This window comes from Streptomyces sp. NPDC058289, from assembly GCF_042880975.1.
Classification (GTDB): Bacteria; Actinomycetota; Actinomycetes; order Streptomycetales; family Streptomycetaceae; genus Streptomyces; species Streptomyces stoeckheimensis.
Window position 1 is genome coordinate 7,713 of sequence record NZ_JBHVYI010000123.1, and the last position, 14,171, is coordinate 21,883.

Sequence of the window (14,171 nt, forward strand, 5' to 3'; positions counted from 1 at the left end):
CTTGGACATTCGTCGGCTGCTTCTGTTGTTTATACGAGACAGCAGCGCGTAGGACGCACGCGCAGGACGTCAAAATGGGGGGACCGGCGTGCAAATCACCCCGCCGGTCCCCCCCTTTCTTCTCGCGTCAGAACTTGTTGCGCGGGGTGATCCCCAGCGACATGCCGGCCAGGCCGCGGGCGCGGCCGCCGAGCTTGCCGGCGATGGCGCGCAGGGCCGCACCGGCGGGGGAGTCGGGGTCGGACAGGACGACCGGGGTGCCGTCGTCGCCGCCCTCGCGCAGGCGGACGTCGATCGGGATCGAGCCCAGCACCGGTACGGCAGCGCCGATCGTCTTGGTCAGGCCGTCGGCGACCTTCTGGCCACCGCCGGAGCCGAACACGTCGACCATCTCGTCGCAGTGCGGGCAGGGCAGCCCGGACATGTTCTCGACGACGCCGACGATCTTCTGGTGGGTCTGCACGGCGATCGAGCCGGCCCGCTCCGCGACCTCGGCCGCCGCCTGCTGCGGGGTGGTCACGACGAGGATCTCGGCGTTGGGCACGAGCTGGGCCACGGAGATCGCGATGTCGCCCGTGCCCGGCGGCAGGTCGAGCAGCAGGACGTCCAGGTCGCCCCAGAACACGTCGGCCAGGAACTGCTGGAGGGCCCGGTGCAGCATCGGACCGCGCCACACCACGGGCGCGTTGCCCGGGGTGAACATGCCGATGGAGATGACCTTCACGCCGTGCGCCGACGGCGGCATGATCATGTTCTCGACCTGGGTGGGGCGGCCCTCCACGCCGAGCATGCGCGGCACGCTGTGGCCGTAGATGTCGGCGTCGACGACACCGACCTTGAGGCCGTCGGCCGCCATCGCCGCCGCCAGGTTCACGGTGACCGAGGACTTGCCGACGCCGCCCTTGCCGGAGGCGACCGCGTAGACGCGGGTCAGGGAGCCGGGCTGGGCGAAGGGGACCTCGCGCTCGGCGGTGCCGCCGCGCAGGGTCGCCGCGAGGTCCTTGCGCTGCTCGTCGCTCATCACGTCCAGCGTGACGGCGACCGAGGTGACGCCGGGGACCTTCTGCACGGCCTCGGTGACCAGGTTGGTGATGGTCTCGCGCATGGGGCAGCCCGACACGGTCAGGAACACGGTGACGGCGACCTCGCCGCCGTCGCCGATCTCCACCGATTTGACCATGCCCAGCTCGGTGATCGGCCGGTGGATCTCGGGGTCGTTCACCGTCGCCAGCGCGTCCAGGATCGCGTCCTGTTCGGGCACGGCAGCGGCGGAGGCGGAGCTTGTGTCGGTAGCCATGCCCCGATGGTACGGCTCGGTAGCGGGCCTCAGGAAAGGCTGCTAGCGGTCGCCTTCGTCACTCTCCGCGGGGAATAGCCGCCGCTCGTCCATCTCCTTGATCAGATCCTGGAACTCGGACCGGATCCAGTCGCGCGTGGCGACCTCCCCCAGACCCATCCGCAGGGCCGCGATTTCCCGGGTCAGGTACTCGGTGTCGGCCAGTGAGCGTTCGTTCTGCTTGCGGTCCTGCTCCAGGTTGACCCGGTCCCGGTCGTCCTGGCGGTTCTGCGCCAGGAGGATCAGCGGGGCCGCGTAGGAGGCCTGGAGCGACAGCATCAGGGTCAGGAAGATGAAGGGGTACTGGTCGAAGCGCAGGTGTCCGGGCGCAAAGATGTTCCACAGCACCCAGATGATGATGACGATCGTCATCCAGACGATGAACCGGCCCGTGCCGAGGAACCGTGCGACCCGCTCCGACAGCCGCCCGAAGGCCTCCGGATCGTATTCCGGCAGCAGCCGCCGGCGGGCCGGGCGCGGCAGGTCGAGCCGGGTGCGCGAGCGCGACAGCGCGCTGGACCCGGTCGAGGAGCCGGCAGACCCCGAGGATCCGCTCTTCGCGCGCTCGCGGTGCGTGTCGGAGGAACGTTCCGCCGCCTCCGCCGCCAGCCCGTGCTCGCGCGCCTGGAGCCGCGCCTGTTCGCGCCGTTCCCGGGCCTGCTCGCGCCGCCGTTCGCGCGCGGCCTGGTCGCCGCGCCCCCGGTCAGTTCCCACGCAGGGCTCCTTCCGCACGCTCGGAGTCCTCGGGCCCGCCGGCGCCCTCCGAATGGAAGTCCGTCTCCCGCCAGTCGTCCGGCAGCAGGTGGTCCAGCACGTCGTCCACGGTGACCGCGCCCAGCAGCGAGCCGCTCTCGTCGACGACCGGGACCGCGACCATGTTGTACGCGGCCAGGTAGCTGGTCACCACCGGCAGCGAGGCGTCCGGCCGCAGCGGCGCCAGACCCGTGTCCACGATCGAGCTGACCAGGGTGAACGGCGGATCGCGCAGCAGCCGCTGGAAGTGCACCGTCCCCAGGTACTTGCCCGTCGGCGTCTCGTCCGGCGGCCGGCACACGTACACCTGGGCCGCCAGCGCCGGCGACAGGTCCGACTGCCGTACGCGGGCCAGCGCGTCGGCGACCGTCGCGTCGGGCCGCAGCACGATCGGCTCCGTGGTCATCAGACCGCCCGCGGTGTTCTCCTCGTACGACAGCAGGCGCCGCACGTCCGCGGCGTCGTCCGGCCGCATCAGCGTCAGCAGCCGTTCCTTGTCGTCCTCCGGCAGCTCCGAGAGCAGGTCGGCCGCGTCGTCCGGGTCCATCGCCTCCAGGACGTCGGCCGCGCGCTCCTCCTTCAGTTTGCCGAGGATCTCCACCTGCTCGTCCTCGGGCAGCTCCTCCATGACGTCCGCGAGCCGGTCGTCGTCCAGTGCGCTCGCCACCTCGGCGCGCCGCTTCGGCGTCAGGTGGTGCAGGACGTTCGCCACGTCCGCGGGGCGCATCTGCTCGAAGGTGGCGACCAGGTTCTCGGCGCCCTGCCCGTGCTCCTCCAGCGAGAAGCCCGTCACCGCCGACCACTCCACGGTCAGGGTCTCGCCGCGCCGCCGCAGCGCGCCCGACTTGCCCTTCCGTACGAAGATCCGGTCGATCTCCCAGTCGCGCCGGGCCGGCAGCTGCTGGATGGCCACGTCCAGGACGGTGACCTCCTCGTCGTCCGCGACCAGGCGCACCCGCCGGTCCAGCAGCTCGCCGAGGATGAGCCGCTCGGTGGGGCGCTGCTCGAAGCGCCGCATGTTGACCACGCCGGTGGTGATCACCTGGCCGGACTCGACGCCCGTCACCCGGGTCATGGGCAGGAAGATCCGGCGCCGGCTGACGACCTCGACCACCAGGCCGAGCAGCCGGGGCGGCCGACCGCCCACGCGGAGCATCGCGACGAGGTCGCGTACCCGGCCCACCTGGTCGCCGTTGGGGTCGAAGACGGGCACACCCGACAGATGCGAGACGAAGATCCGTGGGGCGCCTGCCGCCATCCGAGCGCCTCCTACGAGCTGCGTCATCCGTCGATCACCGGTACTGCCGTCCCTCAGGTTAGCCCGTACCGCACGCAACCTCCTGGTGGGGCCGTCCGGCCGGGCATCCCCGCAGTGCCCCGCGACCTCCGCACGCGCGTCCCCACGAGCTGCACGCGGGCGCCGCGCAGGGGCCCGTGTACGGGCGGGTACGCTGCCAGCTGCTCGCCACGCAACGAGAGGGGCACCTGCCCGTGACCGCCTACTTCCCCGCCCCGCGGCTGCGCCGGGCCGCCTTCGTCAGTGCCCTGTGCGCGGGCCTGGCCGTCGTCGGCACGGGGTGCGGAGCGGATCCCGACGAGGGGACGAACGGGGTCGGGAAACTGTCCGCCGACCAGATCGAGGACAAGGCGAAGACGGCCGTCACCGGGGCCCGGTCGGTCCACCTCTCCGGCACGCTCGTCAGCGGCGGCAAGTCCTTCACCCTGGACATGCGGCTCGGGGCGGACGGCGGCTCCGGCGAGGTGAAGTCCCAGGACGACACCACCTTCCAGCTGCTGCGGGTCGGGGAGCAGCTCTACCTCAAGGCGGGCGCCGCCTTCTGGGGCCAGTCCGAAGCGGCCGGCAAGCTCGGCGACAAGTTCGTCAAGGTGCCCGAGGGCGACCCCTCCTACAAGCAGTTCCGCGGCCTCACCGACATGCAGGTCATGCTCGACGGGCTGCTCGGGCTCGACGGGAAGCTCACCAAGGGCGAGGACTACACCAAGGTCGGGCCCACCCGCGCCGTCCAGGTCTCGGCGGACCAGGGCAAGGGCGGCAAGCTCTCGGTCTCCCTGGAGGGCACGCCGTACCCGCTCCTCATGGAACGCGCGGGCGGCGCCGGCCGGGTGACCCTCGCGGAATGGGGCAAGCCGGTCGATCTCACGGCGCCCGCGCCCGACCAGACGGTGGACTACGGTTCCGAGCTGCCCACGACCAAGGACCAGGAGGGCGGCTCCGGCCAGGGCGCCAACCCGCAGGGCTAGGCGCCGCGAGGCAGAAGGGAGTTTGACGACACCCCCTAGCGGCCCGCCTTCTTCTTCCGCTTCAGCAGCAGCTTCGGCAGCCCCGCCGGGATGGGCTGCCGGGTCGTCGCCGGCGAGCCCAGCGGAGCCGCCGCCAGCGAACCCTCGGGGAGGTCGGCCCGGACCGACTCCGGCTCCAGGCGCAGCAGCCGGCACTCCCGCGCCCAGCGTTCGGTCATCTCGGCGGAGTCGGGCGCGTTGAGCCGCTTGCCCTTGAGCTCGGCCACCGCGGCCTCCCACGGCTCGCTGCCGGGCACGAGCTCGCGTACGGTCGCCGTCCACGCGACGAGCCGGCCGCCCTTGTCCTTGCTGCGCACGGTCACCTCGGCCGCCGCCCCGTCCGCGAGCCCCGGGAACGGCTGCTCCCCGGGCCCGTCGCCGAGCACGTGCGCCGCGCCGTCCACCCAGGCGTGCCACAGGCCGCGGTCCGCCCCGGAGCCGCGGACCCAGATGAGGCCGGACTTCTTGGTGGCCTCCTCGACGAGGGCCAGATCGAGCGCGCTGAGAGTCATGCGCACAGGGTAGCCAGCGGCCCCCGCGCCCTCACAGCCAGTGCGCTCACAGCCAGCCGTGGCGCCGCAGGGCCCGGTGGATGGTGAAACAGGTCCCGGCGATGGCGACCATGACCATCGGATAGCCGTAGCGCCACTGGAGCTCCGGCATGTGCTCGAAGTTCATTCCGTACACGCCGCAGATCATCGTGGGCACGGCGATGATCGCCGCCCATGAGGTGATCTTGCGCATGTCCTCGTTCTGCGCGACGGTCGCCTGCGCCAGGTTGGCCTGGAGGATGGAGTTCAGCAGCTCGTCGAAGCCGACGACCTGCTCGTGCACGCGGGCCAGGTGGTCGGCGACGTCGCGGAAGTACTTCTGGATGTCGGGCTCCACCAGCCGCATCGGGCGCTCGCTGAGCAGCTCCATGGGACGCAGCAGCGGGGAGACGGCCCGCTTGAACTCCAGCACCTCGCGCTTGAGCTGGTAGATGCGGCCCGCGTCGCCGCCGCGCGCACTGCCCTTGGCGGGGGCGGCGAAGACCTCGCTCTCCACCTCGTCGATATCGTCCTGGACGGCCGCGGCGACGGCGATGTACCCGTCGACCACGTGGTCGGCGAGGGAGTGCAGGACGGCGGACGGGCCCTTGGCGAGGAGCGCCGGATCGTCCTGGAGGCGGTGGCGCAGCCCCTTGAGGGAGCCGTGGCCGCCGTGCCGGACGGTGATGACGAAGTCGGGGCCGGTGAAGCACATCACCTCGCCGGTCTCCACCACCTCGCTGGTGGCGGTGAGTTCGGCGTGTTCGACGTAGTGGATCGTCTTGAAGACGGTGAAGAGGGTGTCGTCGTAGCGCTCCAGCTTCGGCCGCTGGTGCGCGTGCACCGCGTCCTCCACCGCGAGCGGGTGCAGCCCGAACACGGCGGCGATTCCGGCGAACTCGGCTTCCGTCGGCTCGTGCAGGCCGATCCACGCGAATCCGCCGTCCGCGCGGACCTCGCGCAGCGCCTCACGGGGCGTCAGGCAGGAGGCTCCCTGCGCGCGCACGTCGCGCCGCCCGTCGCGGTAGACGGCGCAGTCGACCACCGCGCTGTTCGCGGACGGGTCGCGGGTGGTGTCGTAGCCCGGCTGCGCCGGCGTGGACCTGCGCAGTGCGGGGCGGACGGCGGCACGGAGGTAGGGCAGCATCGACATGGCAGGCTCCTTCGCGCGCACGGCTGCGGACCGTACGGGTGGGAGGTCCTTCCGAACGGCACGCTCACCCGGTCGGCAGTCCGGGCGGGCAGGCGGAAGGATCAGGCAGGACGGGAGGACACAGTTCTTCCGTCGCTCTTCGACCGATCCGACGTGTCGATTCAAAGACGCGCGGATCAAAGGGGGCGCGGCGCGCCCGTCGGCGAAGTGGAAGAGCGAGAGGTACCGCACGTACTGTGCGATCGACTTCGATGCACCGCAGCCCCACCTCCTCCGGCCGGTCCCCCGTAAGGGACGTCCTGTCGCCGGGGCACTGAAACTTCTCTTCTGAGAGCGTCCCCGACCAGCGGTCAACGATATCAGCCGACGGATGGTCAAGAGCCGCTCTTTACCCGGCTGATACGAGTTCTATGCTCGCTCCATGGCAGAAATTCTGGCCCTTGTGGAAGCCCGGCTGCGCGCCGCGCTCGGCGAACCCGACGCCCGCGCCGCCGTCACCTTCCTCGGCACCGACCGCTTCGAAGTCCTCCGCTTCACCGAGGGCGACCTCGTGCGGTACGCGACCCTCGGCATGTCCGCCCAACCCATGACCGACCCGACGACGGTGGTCGCCGACCCGGTCCGCGGCCCGCGCGCGGAGCTCGTGCTGACCGTACGGGGCGGGCTCGCGCCCACCGACAAGCTGCTGCGGCCGCTGGCCGTACTGGCGGCGTCGCCCCAGGTGGAAGGACTCATCGTGACGCCCGGCGCCTCACTGGACGTGGGCGAACCCCTGTGGGACGGAGCCCCGTTCACCTCCGTGCTCGTCGCGGAGCCGGGCGGACTGGTGGAGGACCTCGCCCTGGACGACCCGATGGACCCCGTCTCCTTCTTCCCCCTCCTGCCGATGACGGCGAACGAGGCGGCATGGAAACGGGTCCACGGAGCGGCCGCCCTGCAGGAACGCTGGCTCGCGCGCGGCACGGATCTGCGGGACCCTCTGCGTACGGCAGTCCCACTGGACTGAGCACCCGGCCGCCGCCCGGCCGCCCGGACGGGTGATCGCATCTTGACGGGGCGCGCGGCGGGGAGGAGCGTGGCTTCTTATGAGGGGCGAACCGAGTTGCCCGAAGTGTGGTGGCCGGGTCAGGGCGCCCGGTCTTTTCGCCGACTCCTGGCAGTGCGCGATACACGGCACCGTCCATCCCCTGCAGCCCGTGATCCCGCCGAGCGTCGAAGGCCTGGGCGTGGTGGTGAACCGGGCGCAGGTACCGGTCTGGATGCCCTGGCCGCTGCCCGTCGGCTGGCTGTTCACCGGGATCGCCTCCGCCGGTGACGACCGCAGCGGCGGCCGGGCCACCGCCGTGGCCTGCTCGGGTCCCGGCCCGCTCGGCGGCATCGGCGAGCTGCTGCTGATCGCCGAGGAGCTGGGCGTCGGCCTGGGCGCGCGGTTCGCCGGCCTCGACGCCCCCGACCCGGGCCGCTACATGAACGTCTCCGCCCCGCCGCACGCCAAGGTGGTCGCCGCCGGGCGCCCGACGCCGCTCTGGCACGTCACCGGCGTCCCCGAGGACCGGGCCGTCTTCGCCGGAGAGGCGCGCGGGCTGTGGCTCTGGGCGATCGTCTGGCCCGAGCAGTCGGGCCTGCTGATGTATGACGAGCTGGTCCTGACCGACCTGCGCGACGCGGGATCCGAGGTCGAGCTGCTGCCCTGCGGAGCCCTGAGCCCCCGCATTTTGTCCTCACCTTCCTGACGCGCCGCTCGCGCGGCTCGGCCCTGGCGGGCCTCCCCGGCTTCGCGGCGCTGCGCCGGACTCCGTCCGGCGGTCCCCGGCGCGGCCGGTCCGGTGGGGCCCGTACCGGGAAAAGCGGACGGTATCCTGGAGTGTCCCCCGTCCGCGTGTGAACCCTGGAGTTCGGCTGTGCGCATCGATCTGCACGCCCACTCCACGGCCTCGGACGGTACGGACACCCCCGCCGAGCTGGTGCGCAACGCCGCCGGTGCAGGGCTCGACGTGGTGGCGCTGACCGACCACGACACCGTTGCCGGATACCGCGAGGCCATCGCCGCGCTGCCCCAGGGGCTGACCCTGGTGACCGGCGCCGAGCTGAGCTGCCGGCTCGACGGCATCGGCATGCACATGCTGGCGTACCTCTTCGATCCCGAGGAGCCCGAGCTCTCCCGTGAGCGGGAGCTCGTACGCGACGACCGCACCCCCCGCGCGCAGGCCATGGTCGGCAAGCTGCGGGACCTCGGGGTGGACATCACCTGGGAGCGGGTGGACCGGATCGCCGGCGAGGGTTCCGTGGGCCGCCCGCACATCGCCGCCGCGCTCGTCGAGCTGGGCGTCGTGCGCACCGTGTCGGACGCGTTCACCGCGGACTGGCTCGCCGACGGGGGCCGCGCGTACGCCGAGAAGCACGAGCTCGACCCCTTCGACGCGATCCGCCTGGTCAAGGCGGCCGGCGGGGTCACCGTCTTCGCCCACCCCGCCGCCGTCAAGCGCGGCACCTGCGTGCCCGAGAGCGCGATAGCCGCACTCGCCTCGGCCGGCCTCGACGGCATCGAGGTCGACCACATGGACCACGACGAGGCCACCCGCGCGCGCCTGCGCGGCCTGGCCGCCGATCTCGGTCTGCTGACCACCGGGTCCAGCGATTACCACGGCAGCCGCAAGACCTGCCGCCTCGGGGAGTACACGACCGACCCCGAGATCTACGGCGAGATCACCCGCCGTGCCACCGGGGCGTTCCCGGTCCCCGGCGCCGGTGGACGCGTACGCGGCTGACCTCTGCCGCCGCCCCCTCCTGCTCTTCCACCTTTTTCGTGACACCCCTCTCCTGCAAGGCATCACTGTGCTCGATTTCGCCGTCTTCGGATCCCTCTTTCTCACGCTTTTTGTGATTATGGACCCTCCGGGGATCACGCCCATCTTCCTCGCGCTGACCTCCGGCCGCCCCGCCAAGGTGCAGCGCCGCATGGCCTGGCAGGCCGTCTGCGTCGCCTTCGGCGTCATCGCCGTCTTCGGCCTCTGCGGCCAGCAGATCCTCGACTACCTGCACGTCTCCGTGCCGGCCCTGATGATCGCGGGCGGGCTGCTGCTCCTGCTCATCGCGCTCGACCTGCTCACCGGCAAGACCGACGAACCGAAGCAGACCAAGGACGTGAACGTCGCGCTCGTCCCGCTCGGGATGCCGCTGCTCGCCGGGCCCGGCGCGATCGTCTCGGTGATCCTGGCCGTCCAGAAGGCCGACGGGGTCACCGGTCAGTTCTCGGTGTGGGCCGCGATCGTCGCGATGCACATCGTGCTGTGGGTGGTGATGCGCTACTCGCTCGTCATCATCCGGGTGATCAAGGACGGTGGCGTGGTCCTCGTGACGCGCCTGGCGGGCATGATGCTGTCCGCGATCGCCGTCCAGCAGATCATCAACGGCGTGCTCCAGGTGATCCAGACCTCGTAGCGCCGCCCGCCGCCGCCGCGCATGCGAACGCCCCCGCACCGGGATCGGTGCGGGGGCGTTCGGCGAATAGGTGGACGCGGTCAGTTGGACACGGTCTCAGCCGGTCGGATCAGGATGCGCTGGCCGACGGCCGCGGCCTGCTGCACGATCCGGTTGACGGAGGCCGCGTCCACGACGGTGCTGTCCACGGCAGATCCGTCGACGTCGTCCAGGCGCAGAATCTCGAAGCGCATGGGGCTTCTCCCTTCGTCAGTGTTTCTCCTTGTACAGGGTTAACGAAGTGTAAGCCGCAAACATTCCCTACGCTAAGGAAATTTTTTCCTTGTCTAACTACTAACGGGTACCGGAGACGTCAGAGGCCCCTCGACGGACCCCTCGACGGACCCCTCGGAGGCCCTCCAGAACGCCGCCAGCGCCGCCGCCGTGGCCGCAGGATCCTCGGCGTTCGGAGAGTGTTCCGTCCCCGGGACCACCACCCGCGCCGCGCCCAGCCGGCGCGCCATCCCGTCCATCTCCGACACCGGCCACACCGGGTCCGACGCCCCGGACAGCACCAGTTTCGCCAGCCCGGGTGCCGCAGCGGCGAGCTCGTCGATCCGGTCCGGCTCCTCGATCAGCGCCCGGCCGGTGACCATCAGCTGCTCGGGGACGGTCCCGAGCCAGCGGGCGCGCAGGAAGGCCGCGAGGGCCGGGTCCTCGGGGGGTGCGTCGCGCGGGTCCATGGCGCGCATGGCCGCCCAGATGCCCGGCATGTCGTCGCCCATCGCCTCCAGCGCCGAGATCAGAAGCTTCGTACGGCCCTGCTGGTCCGCGCAGACCGCGCCCGGGCCGCTGCTCAGCAGCGTGAGGCTGGCGTACGGGGCCGGATCGCGGACCACGGCCGCCCGGACGATCAGCCCGCCCAGCGAATGCCCCAGCAGGTGCACCGGACCGGCCGCGCCCAGGGCGGCGGTCTGCGCGAGGACGTCCCGCGCCAGTTCTGCCAGGGCGTACGGAGCCTGCGTGCGCGGGCCGCCGCTCTCGTGCTGCCCGCGGCCGTCGACGGCGACCACCCGGTACCCGGCGGCGGACAGCGGCTCGAGGAGGCCGTTGAAGTCCTCCTTGCTGCCGGTGTAGCCGGGCACCAGCAGGGCGGTACCGCGGGCCGGCCCGCCGGGCACGGCCTCGTGCACGGCGAACTCGCCGCGGGCCGTGGCCAGGCGGTACGCACGGGCCGTGGGCGGGAGCGTGAGGGTCGGGGGCTTGCTCATGGCCCGAGGTTACCGGCCCGTACGCCCGTACGGGAGCTCCGCGCGGCCCGGGTACGCCGATGGCCCCGGCCCCCTCGAAAGGGGACCGGGGCCATCGGCAGGGCGTTACGCCTCCGGGGTCTCCACCGCGGCGACGGCCTTGCGGGTCCGTGTGCGCTTCGGCTTGACCGGAGCCTCCTCGGCGGCCGGAGCGGCAACCTCGGCGGCCGGAGCCTCCGGGGCGGCAGCGGCGACCTTGCGGGTCCGCGTGCGCTTCGGCTTGACCGGAGCCTCCTCGACGACCGCGACAGCGGCGACGACCGGAGCGGCCGGGGCCTCGACCACGGCGGCCTGGGCGACGACCTCGGCCACCGGGGCGGCTGCAGCCTTGCGGGGGGCGCGGGCACGCGGGGCACTGCTGCGCGGGGCGCCGCTGCGCGGGGCGCTGCTGCGGGGGGCGCGGACCGGCTCCACCATCGGGGCCATCTGGAAGTCGGGCTCGGGCTCCACGACGAACGGGGCCAGGGGTTCCAGCGCCGTCGCGGGGGCGACGAAGGTGGCGGCCGGAGCGGCCGACCGGGTCCGGCGACGGCGCGGCTTGCGCGCCTCGTCGGCGGCCGGAGCCTCCGGAGACTGGACCGCCTGGACCGCCTGGACCGCCTGGACCGCCTGAACCGCCGGAGCGGCCGCGGCGACCGGGCTGACCGGGGTGGCCTCGGCGGTCACCGGGGTCAGGAGCTCGGCGCCCTGGTCCGAGCCGCCACGGGTGCGGCGACGCTGGCGCGGGGTGCGGGCGGGACGCTCCTCGGTGACCGGGGCAGCGGCACTGCGGCCACCGTCACGTCCACCGTCTCGTCCGGCATCGCGTCCGGCATCGCGACCACGGTCGCGGCCACCGTCACGACCGCTGTCACGGCCACCGTCGCGGCCGCCACGGCCACCGCGGCCGCCGGTCTCGCCCAGGTCTTCCAGGTTCTCGGCCTTCAGGCCGGCCCGCGTGCGCTCGGCGCGCGGCAGGACGCCCTTGGTGCCGGCCGGGATGTTCATCTGCTCGTACAGGTGCGGGGACGTGGAGTACGTCTCCACCGGGTCGTGGAAGTCCAGCTCCAGCGCCTTGTTGATCAGCTGCCAGCGCGGGATGTCGTCCCAGTCGACCAGGGTGACGGCGATGCCCTTCTTGCCCGCGCGGCCGGTGCGGCCCACGCGGTGCAGGAAGGTCTTCTCGTCCTCGGGCGTCTGGTAGTTGATGACGTGGGTGACACCCTCGACATCGATGCCGCGCGCGGCGACGTCGGTGCAGACCAGCACGTCGACCTTGCCGTTGCGGAAGGCGCGCAGCGCCTGCTCGCGGGCGCCCTGGCCCAGGTCGCCGTGGACGGCGCCGGACGCGAAGCCGCGCTTCTCGAGCTGCTCGGCGATGTCGGCCGCGGTGCGCTTGGTGCGGCAGAAGATCATGGCGAGCCCGCGGCCTTCGGCCTGCAGGATGCGGGAGACGAGCTCCGGCTTGTCCATGTTGTGCGCACGGAAGACGTGCTGCGTGGTGTTGGCGACGGTCGCGCCCTCACCGTCCTCGGAGACGGCGCGGATGTGCGTCGGCTGGGTCATGTACCGGCGGGCCAGTCCGATGACCGCACCCGGCATGGTCGCCGAGAACAGCATCGTCTGACGCTTGGCCGGCAGGTAGCTCATGATCCGCTCGACGTCGGGCAGGAAGCCCAGGTCGAGCATTTCGTCGGCCTCGTCCAGGACGAGGGCCTTGACCTTGGAGAGGTCGAGCTTCTTCTGACCGGCCAGGTCGAGCAGGCGGCCCGGGGTGCCGACGATGACGTCGACGCCCTTCTTGAGCGCCTCGACCTGAGGCTCGTACGCGCGGCCGCCGTATATGGCGAGGACGCGGACGTTGCGGACCTTGCCCGCGGTGAGGAGGTCGTTGGTGACCTGGGTGCAGAGCTCGCGGGTCGGAACCACCACGAGGGCCTGCGGGGCGTCGGTGAGCTGGTCCGGCGTGGAACGGCCGGCCTCGACGTCCGCGGGGACGACGACGCGCTCCAGCAGGGGGAGGCCGAAACCGAGCGTCTTGCCGGTACCGGTCTTGGCCTGGCCGATGACGTCCGTGCCGGACATGGCGACGGGGAGGGTCATCTCCTGGATCGGGAAGGGGGACACAATGCCGACGGCCTCAAGGGCTTCGGCCGTCTCGGGAAAGATCCCGAGGTCTCGGAACGTAGTCAGGGTGCTGCCTCTTCTGTGAGACGCGGCGCGAGGCGGCGAGGGGGGTCGTACCGTGCCGGGCTTGCAGTACTACTACGTACGTACGAAGCTGCGCGGGACCACGAGCCATCGCTCAGGCGCTTTATGCCGCTGAGGGGGCCCCTCTTGGGAGGCGACGTATGAACGTGCGCATCACGCCGAGGGCGGTCGGGTGGAGCCGATCGGGCCACCGACCGGGCATCCTCATTCGGGATGGCCCGCCGAGTGTTCGGCAGGCGCATTACCACTGTACCCCGGAATCTCGCAGCTGTGTCGGGTGAATTCACCAGGTAGGCGCGTTTGCGTGGACTGAGCAGGTGGTTCACGGTGCCTTTCGGCGAGCTATTGTGCGGTGCATGTCGACCGTTGAAAACGCATCGCCCGCCGACGAAAGCGCCCCCGCCGAGGCAGCCGGCATCGCCGCCCAGGACTGGGCCACGGCCTCCGCCTCGCCGCAGTACCGGGCCGCCGTGGTGGATCTGCTCGGGGCGCTCGCGTACGGCGAACTCGCGGCCTTCGAACGCCTCGCGGAGGACGCGAAGCTCGCGCCCACCCTCGGTGACAAGGCCGAGCTCGCGAAGATGGCCTCCGCCGAGTTCCACCACTTCGAGCGCCTGCGCGACCGGCTCGCCGCGATCGACGAGGACGCCACCGCCGCGATGGAGCCCTTCGCCAAGGGCGTCGACGACTTCCACCGCCAGACCGCCCCGTCGGACTGGCTGGAGGGCCTGGTCAAGGCCTACGTCGGCGACTCCATCGCCAGTGACTTCTACCGCGAGGTGGCCACCCACCTGGACACCGACACCCGCGGGCTCGTCGTGAGCGTGCTCGACGACACCGGCCACGGCGGTTTCGCCGTCGAGAAGGTGCGCGCCGCCATCGAGGCCGACCCGCGCTGCGGCGGCCGGCTCGCGCTGTGGGCCCGCCGGTTGATGGGCGAGGCGCTGTCGCAGGCGCAGCGCGTGGTCGCCGAGCGCGACGCGCTCTCCACCATGCTGGTCGGCGGGGTGGACGGGATGGCGGCCGGCTTCGACCTGGCGGCCGTCGGCGAGATGTTCACCCGGATCACCAAGGCGCACACCAAGCGCATGGCGGCCCTGGGCCTGGCGGCGTAGCCCCGGCCCCGAGACGGGCAGCCCCACTGACCCATGACCTCGGCTGACCCATGACCTCGGCCC

14 protein-coding genes are annotated in these 14,171 nt (G+C 72.0%); 6 read left to right on the forward strand and 8 right to left on the reverse strand.

Annotated elements, in window-relative coordinates; genetic code table 11:
* Positions 1–127: 127 nt before the first annotated feature.
* From ACFVX6_RS37075 to ACFVX6_RS37085, 3 genes are all read right to left on the reverse strand, one after another.
* Positions 128–1,297 carry an Mrp/NBP35 family ATP-binding protein gene (locus ACFVX6_RS37075; protein WP_389698997.1) on the reverse strand — a complete coding sequence of 390 codons (1,170 nt, stop codon included), beginning with the start codon at positions 1,295–1,297 and terminating at the stop codon, positions 128–130.
* Between the two features lie 42 nt (positions 1,298–1,339).
* Entirely contained in the window at positions 1,340–1,846 is a 507-nt protein-coding gene (locus ACFVX6_RS37080; RefSeq protein ID WP_389699008.1) for a DUF1003 domain-containing protein, read from the reverse strand.
* A 193-nt stretch (positions 1,847–2,039) separates the two neighbouring features.
* Positions 2,040–3,347 carry a magnesium transporter MgtE N-terminal domain-containing protein gene (locus ACFVX6_RS37085; RefSeq protein ID WP_274549430.1) on the reverse strand — a complete coding sequence of 436 codons (1,308 nt, stop codon included), beginning with the start codon at positions 3,345–3,347 and terminating at the stop codon, positions 2,040–2,042.
* Between the two features lie 233 nt (positions 3,348–3,580).
* On the opposite strand from ACFVX6_RS37085, the gene ACFVX6_RS37090 reads away from it, so the two are divergent.
* Positions 3,581–4,351 (forward strand): hypothetical protein, encoded by a 771-nt coding sequence (locus tag ACFVX6_RS37090; protein ID WP_389698998.1) that lies wholly within the window; start codon positions 3,581–3,583, stop codon positions 4,349–4,351.
* Between the two features lie 35 nt (positions 4,352–4,386).
* On the opposite strand, the gene ACFVX6_RS37095 is transcribed toward ACFVX6_RS37090, so the two are convergent.
* The gene (locus tag ACFVX6_RS37095) at positions 4,387–4,902 is read right to left on the reverse strand and encodes a hypothetical protein (RefSeq protein ID WP_389698999.1); all 516 of its coding nucleotides are present in this window, start codon (positions 4,900–4,902) and stop codon (positions 4,387–4,389) included.
* Positions 4,903–4,948: 46 nt separating this feature from the next.
* Positions 4,949–6,073, reverse strand: coding sequence for a magnesium and cobalt transport protein CorA (locus ACFVX6_RS37100; RefSeq protein ID WP_389699000.1), 1,125 nt, complete (start codon positions 6,071–6,073; stop codon positions 4,949–4,951).
* Positions 6,074–6,494: 421 nt separating this feature from the next.
* Between ACFVX6_RS37100 and ACFVX6_RS37105 the strand changes: the two genes are divergently transcribed.
* The 4 genes from ACFVX6_RS37105 (at position 6,495) to ACFVX6_RS37120 (ending at position 9,514) form a co-directional block, all read left to right on the forward strand.
* A complete protein-coding gene (locus ACFVX6_RS37105) occupies positions 6,495–7,079 on the forward strand; it encodes a suppressor of fused domain protein (protein WP_389699001.1) in 585 nt (194 codons plus the stop codon).
* A 79-nt stretch (positions 7,080–7,158) separates the two neighbouring features.
* A complete protein-coding gene (locus ACFVX6_RS37110) occupies positions 7,159–7,806 on the forward strand; it encodes a DUF6758 family protein (RefSeq protein WP_389699002.1) in 648 nt (215 codons plus the stop codon).
* A gap of 168 nt (positions 7,807–7,974) precedes the next feature.
* Positions 7,975–8,841 carry a PHP domain-containing protein gene (locus tag ACFVX6_RS37115; RefSeq protein WP_389699003.1) on the forward strand — a complete coding sequence of 289 codons (867 nt, stop codon included), beginning with the start codon at positions 7,975–7,977 and terminating at the stop codon, positions 8,839–8,841.
* A 67-nt stretch (positions 8,842–8,908) separates the two neighbouring features.
* On the forward strand, positions 8,909–9,514 hold the full coding sequence (locus ACFVX6_RS37120; protein WP_389699004.1) for a MarC family protein: 606 nt from the start codon (positions 8,909–8,911) through the stop codon (positions 9,512–9,514).
* 80 nt (positions 9,515–9,594) lie between these two features.
* On the opposite strand, the gene ACFVX6_RS37125 is transcribed toward ACFVX6_RS37120, so the two are convergent.
* From ACFVX6_RS37125 to ACFVX6_RS37135, 3 genes are all read right to left on the reverse strand, one after another.
* Entirely contained in the window at positions 9,595–9,747 is a 153-nt protein-coding gene (locus ACFVX6_RS37125) for a hypothetical protein (RefSeq protein ID WP_243335969.1), read from the reverse strand.
* Positions 9,748–9,840: 93 nt separating this feature from the next.
* Positions 9,841–10,764, reverse strand: coding sequence for an alpha/beta fold hydrolase (locus ACFVX6_RS37130; protein WP_389699005.1), 924 nt, complete (start codon positions 10,762–10,764; stop codon positions 9,841–9,843).
* Positions 10,765–10,869: 105 nt separating this feature from the next.
* The gene (locus ACFVX6_RS37135) at positions 10,870–12,885 is read right to left on the reverse strand and encodes a DEAD/DEAH box helicase (protein WP_389699006.1); all 2,016 of its coding nucleotides are present in this window, start codon (positions 12,883–12,885) and stop codon (positions 10,870–10,872) included.
* A 464-nt stretch (positions 12,886–13,349) separates the two neighbouring features.
* Here ACFVX6_RS37135 and ACFVX6_RS37140 point away from each other — a divergent pair, with 464 nt between their 5' ends.
* A complete protein-coding gene (locus ACFVX6_RS37140) occupies positions 13,350–14,108 on the forward strand; it encodes a ferritin-like fold-containing protein (RefSeq protein ID WP_250741764.1) in 759 nt (252 codons plus the stop codon).
* Positions 14,109–14,171 lie beyond the last annotated feature (63 nt).

Coding starts and splice junctions, on each gene's coding strand:
- ACFVX6_RS37135 (WP_389699006.1), bottom strand. CDS start 12,885: ATGACCCTCCCCGTCGCCATGTCCGGCACGGACGTCATCGGCCAGGCC.
- ACFVX6_RS37105 (WP_389699001.1), top strand. CDS start 6,495: ATGGCAGAAATTCTGGCCCTTGTGGAAGCCCGGCTGCGCGCCGCGCTC.
- ACFVX6_RS37085 (WP_274549430.1), bottom strand. CDS start 3,347: ATGGCGGCAGGCGCCCCACGGATCTTCGTCTCGCATCTGTCGGGTGTG.
- ACFVX6_RS37095 (WP_389698999.1), bottom strand. CDS start 4,902: ATGACTCTCAGCGCGCTCGATCTGGCCCTCGTCGAGGAGGCCACCAAG.
- ACFVX6_RS37140 (WP_250741764.1), top strand. CDS start 13,350: ATGTCGACCGTTGAAAACGCATCGCCCGCCGACGAAAGCGCCCCCGCC.
- ACFVX6_RS37075 (WP_389698997.1), bottom strand. CDS start 1,297: ATGGCTACCGACACAAGCTCCGCCTCCGCCGCTGCCGTGCCCGAACAG.
- ACFVX6_RS37100 (WP_389699000.1), bottom strand. CDS start 6,073: ATGTCGATGCTGCCCTACCTCCGTGCCGCCGTCCGCCCCGCACTGCGC.
- ACFVX6_RS37110 (WP_389699002.1), top strand. CDS start 7,159: ATGAGGGGCGAACCGAGTTGCCCGAAGTGTGGTGGCCGGGTCAGGGCG.
- ACFVX6_RS37125 (WP_243335969.1), bottom strand. CDS start 9,747: ATGCGCTTCGAGATTCTGCGCCTGGACGACGTCGACGGATCTGCCGTG.
- ACFVX6_RS37130 (WP_389699005.1), bottom strand. CDS start 10,764: ATGAGCAAGCCCCCGACCCTCACGCTCCCGCCCACGGCCCGTGCGTAC.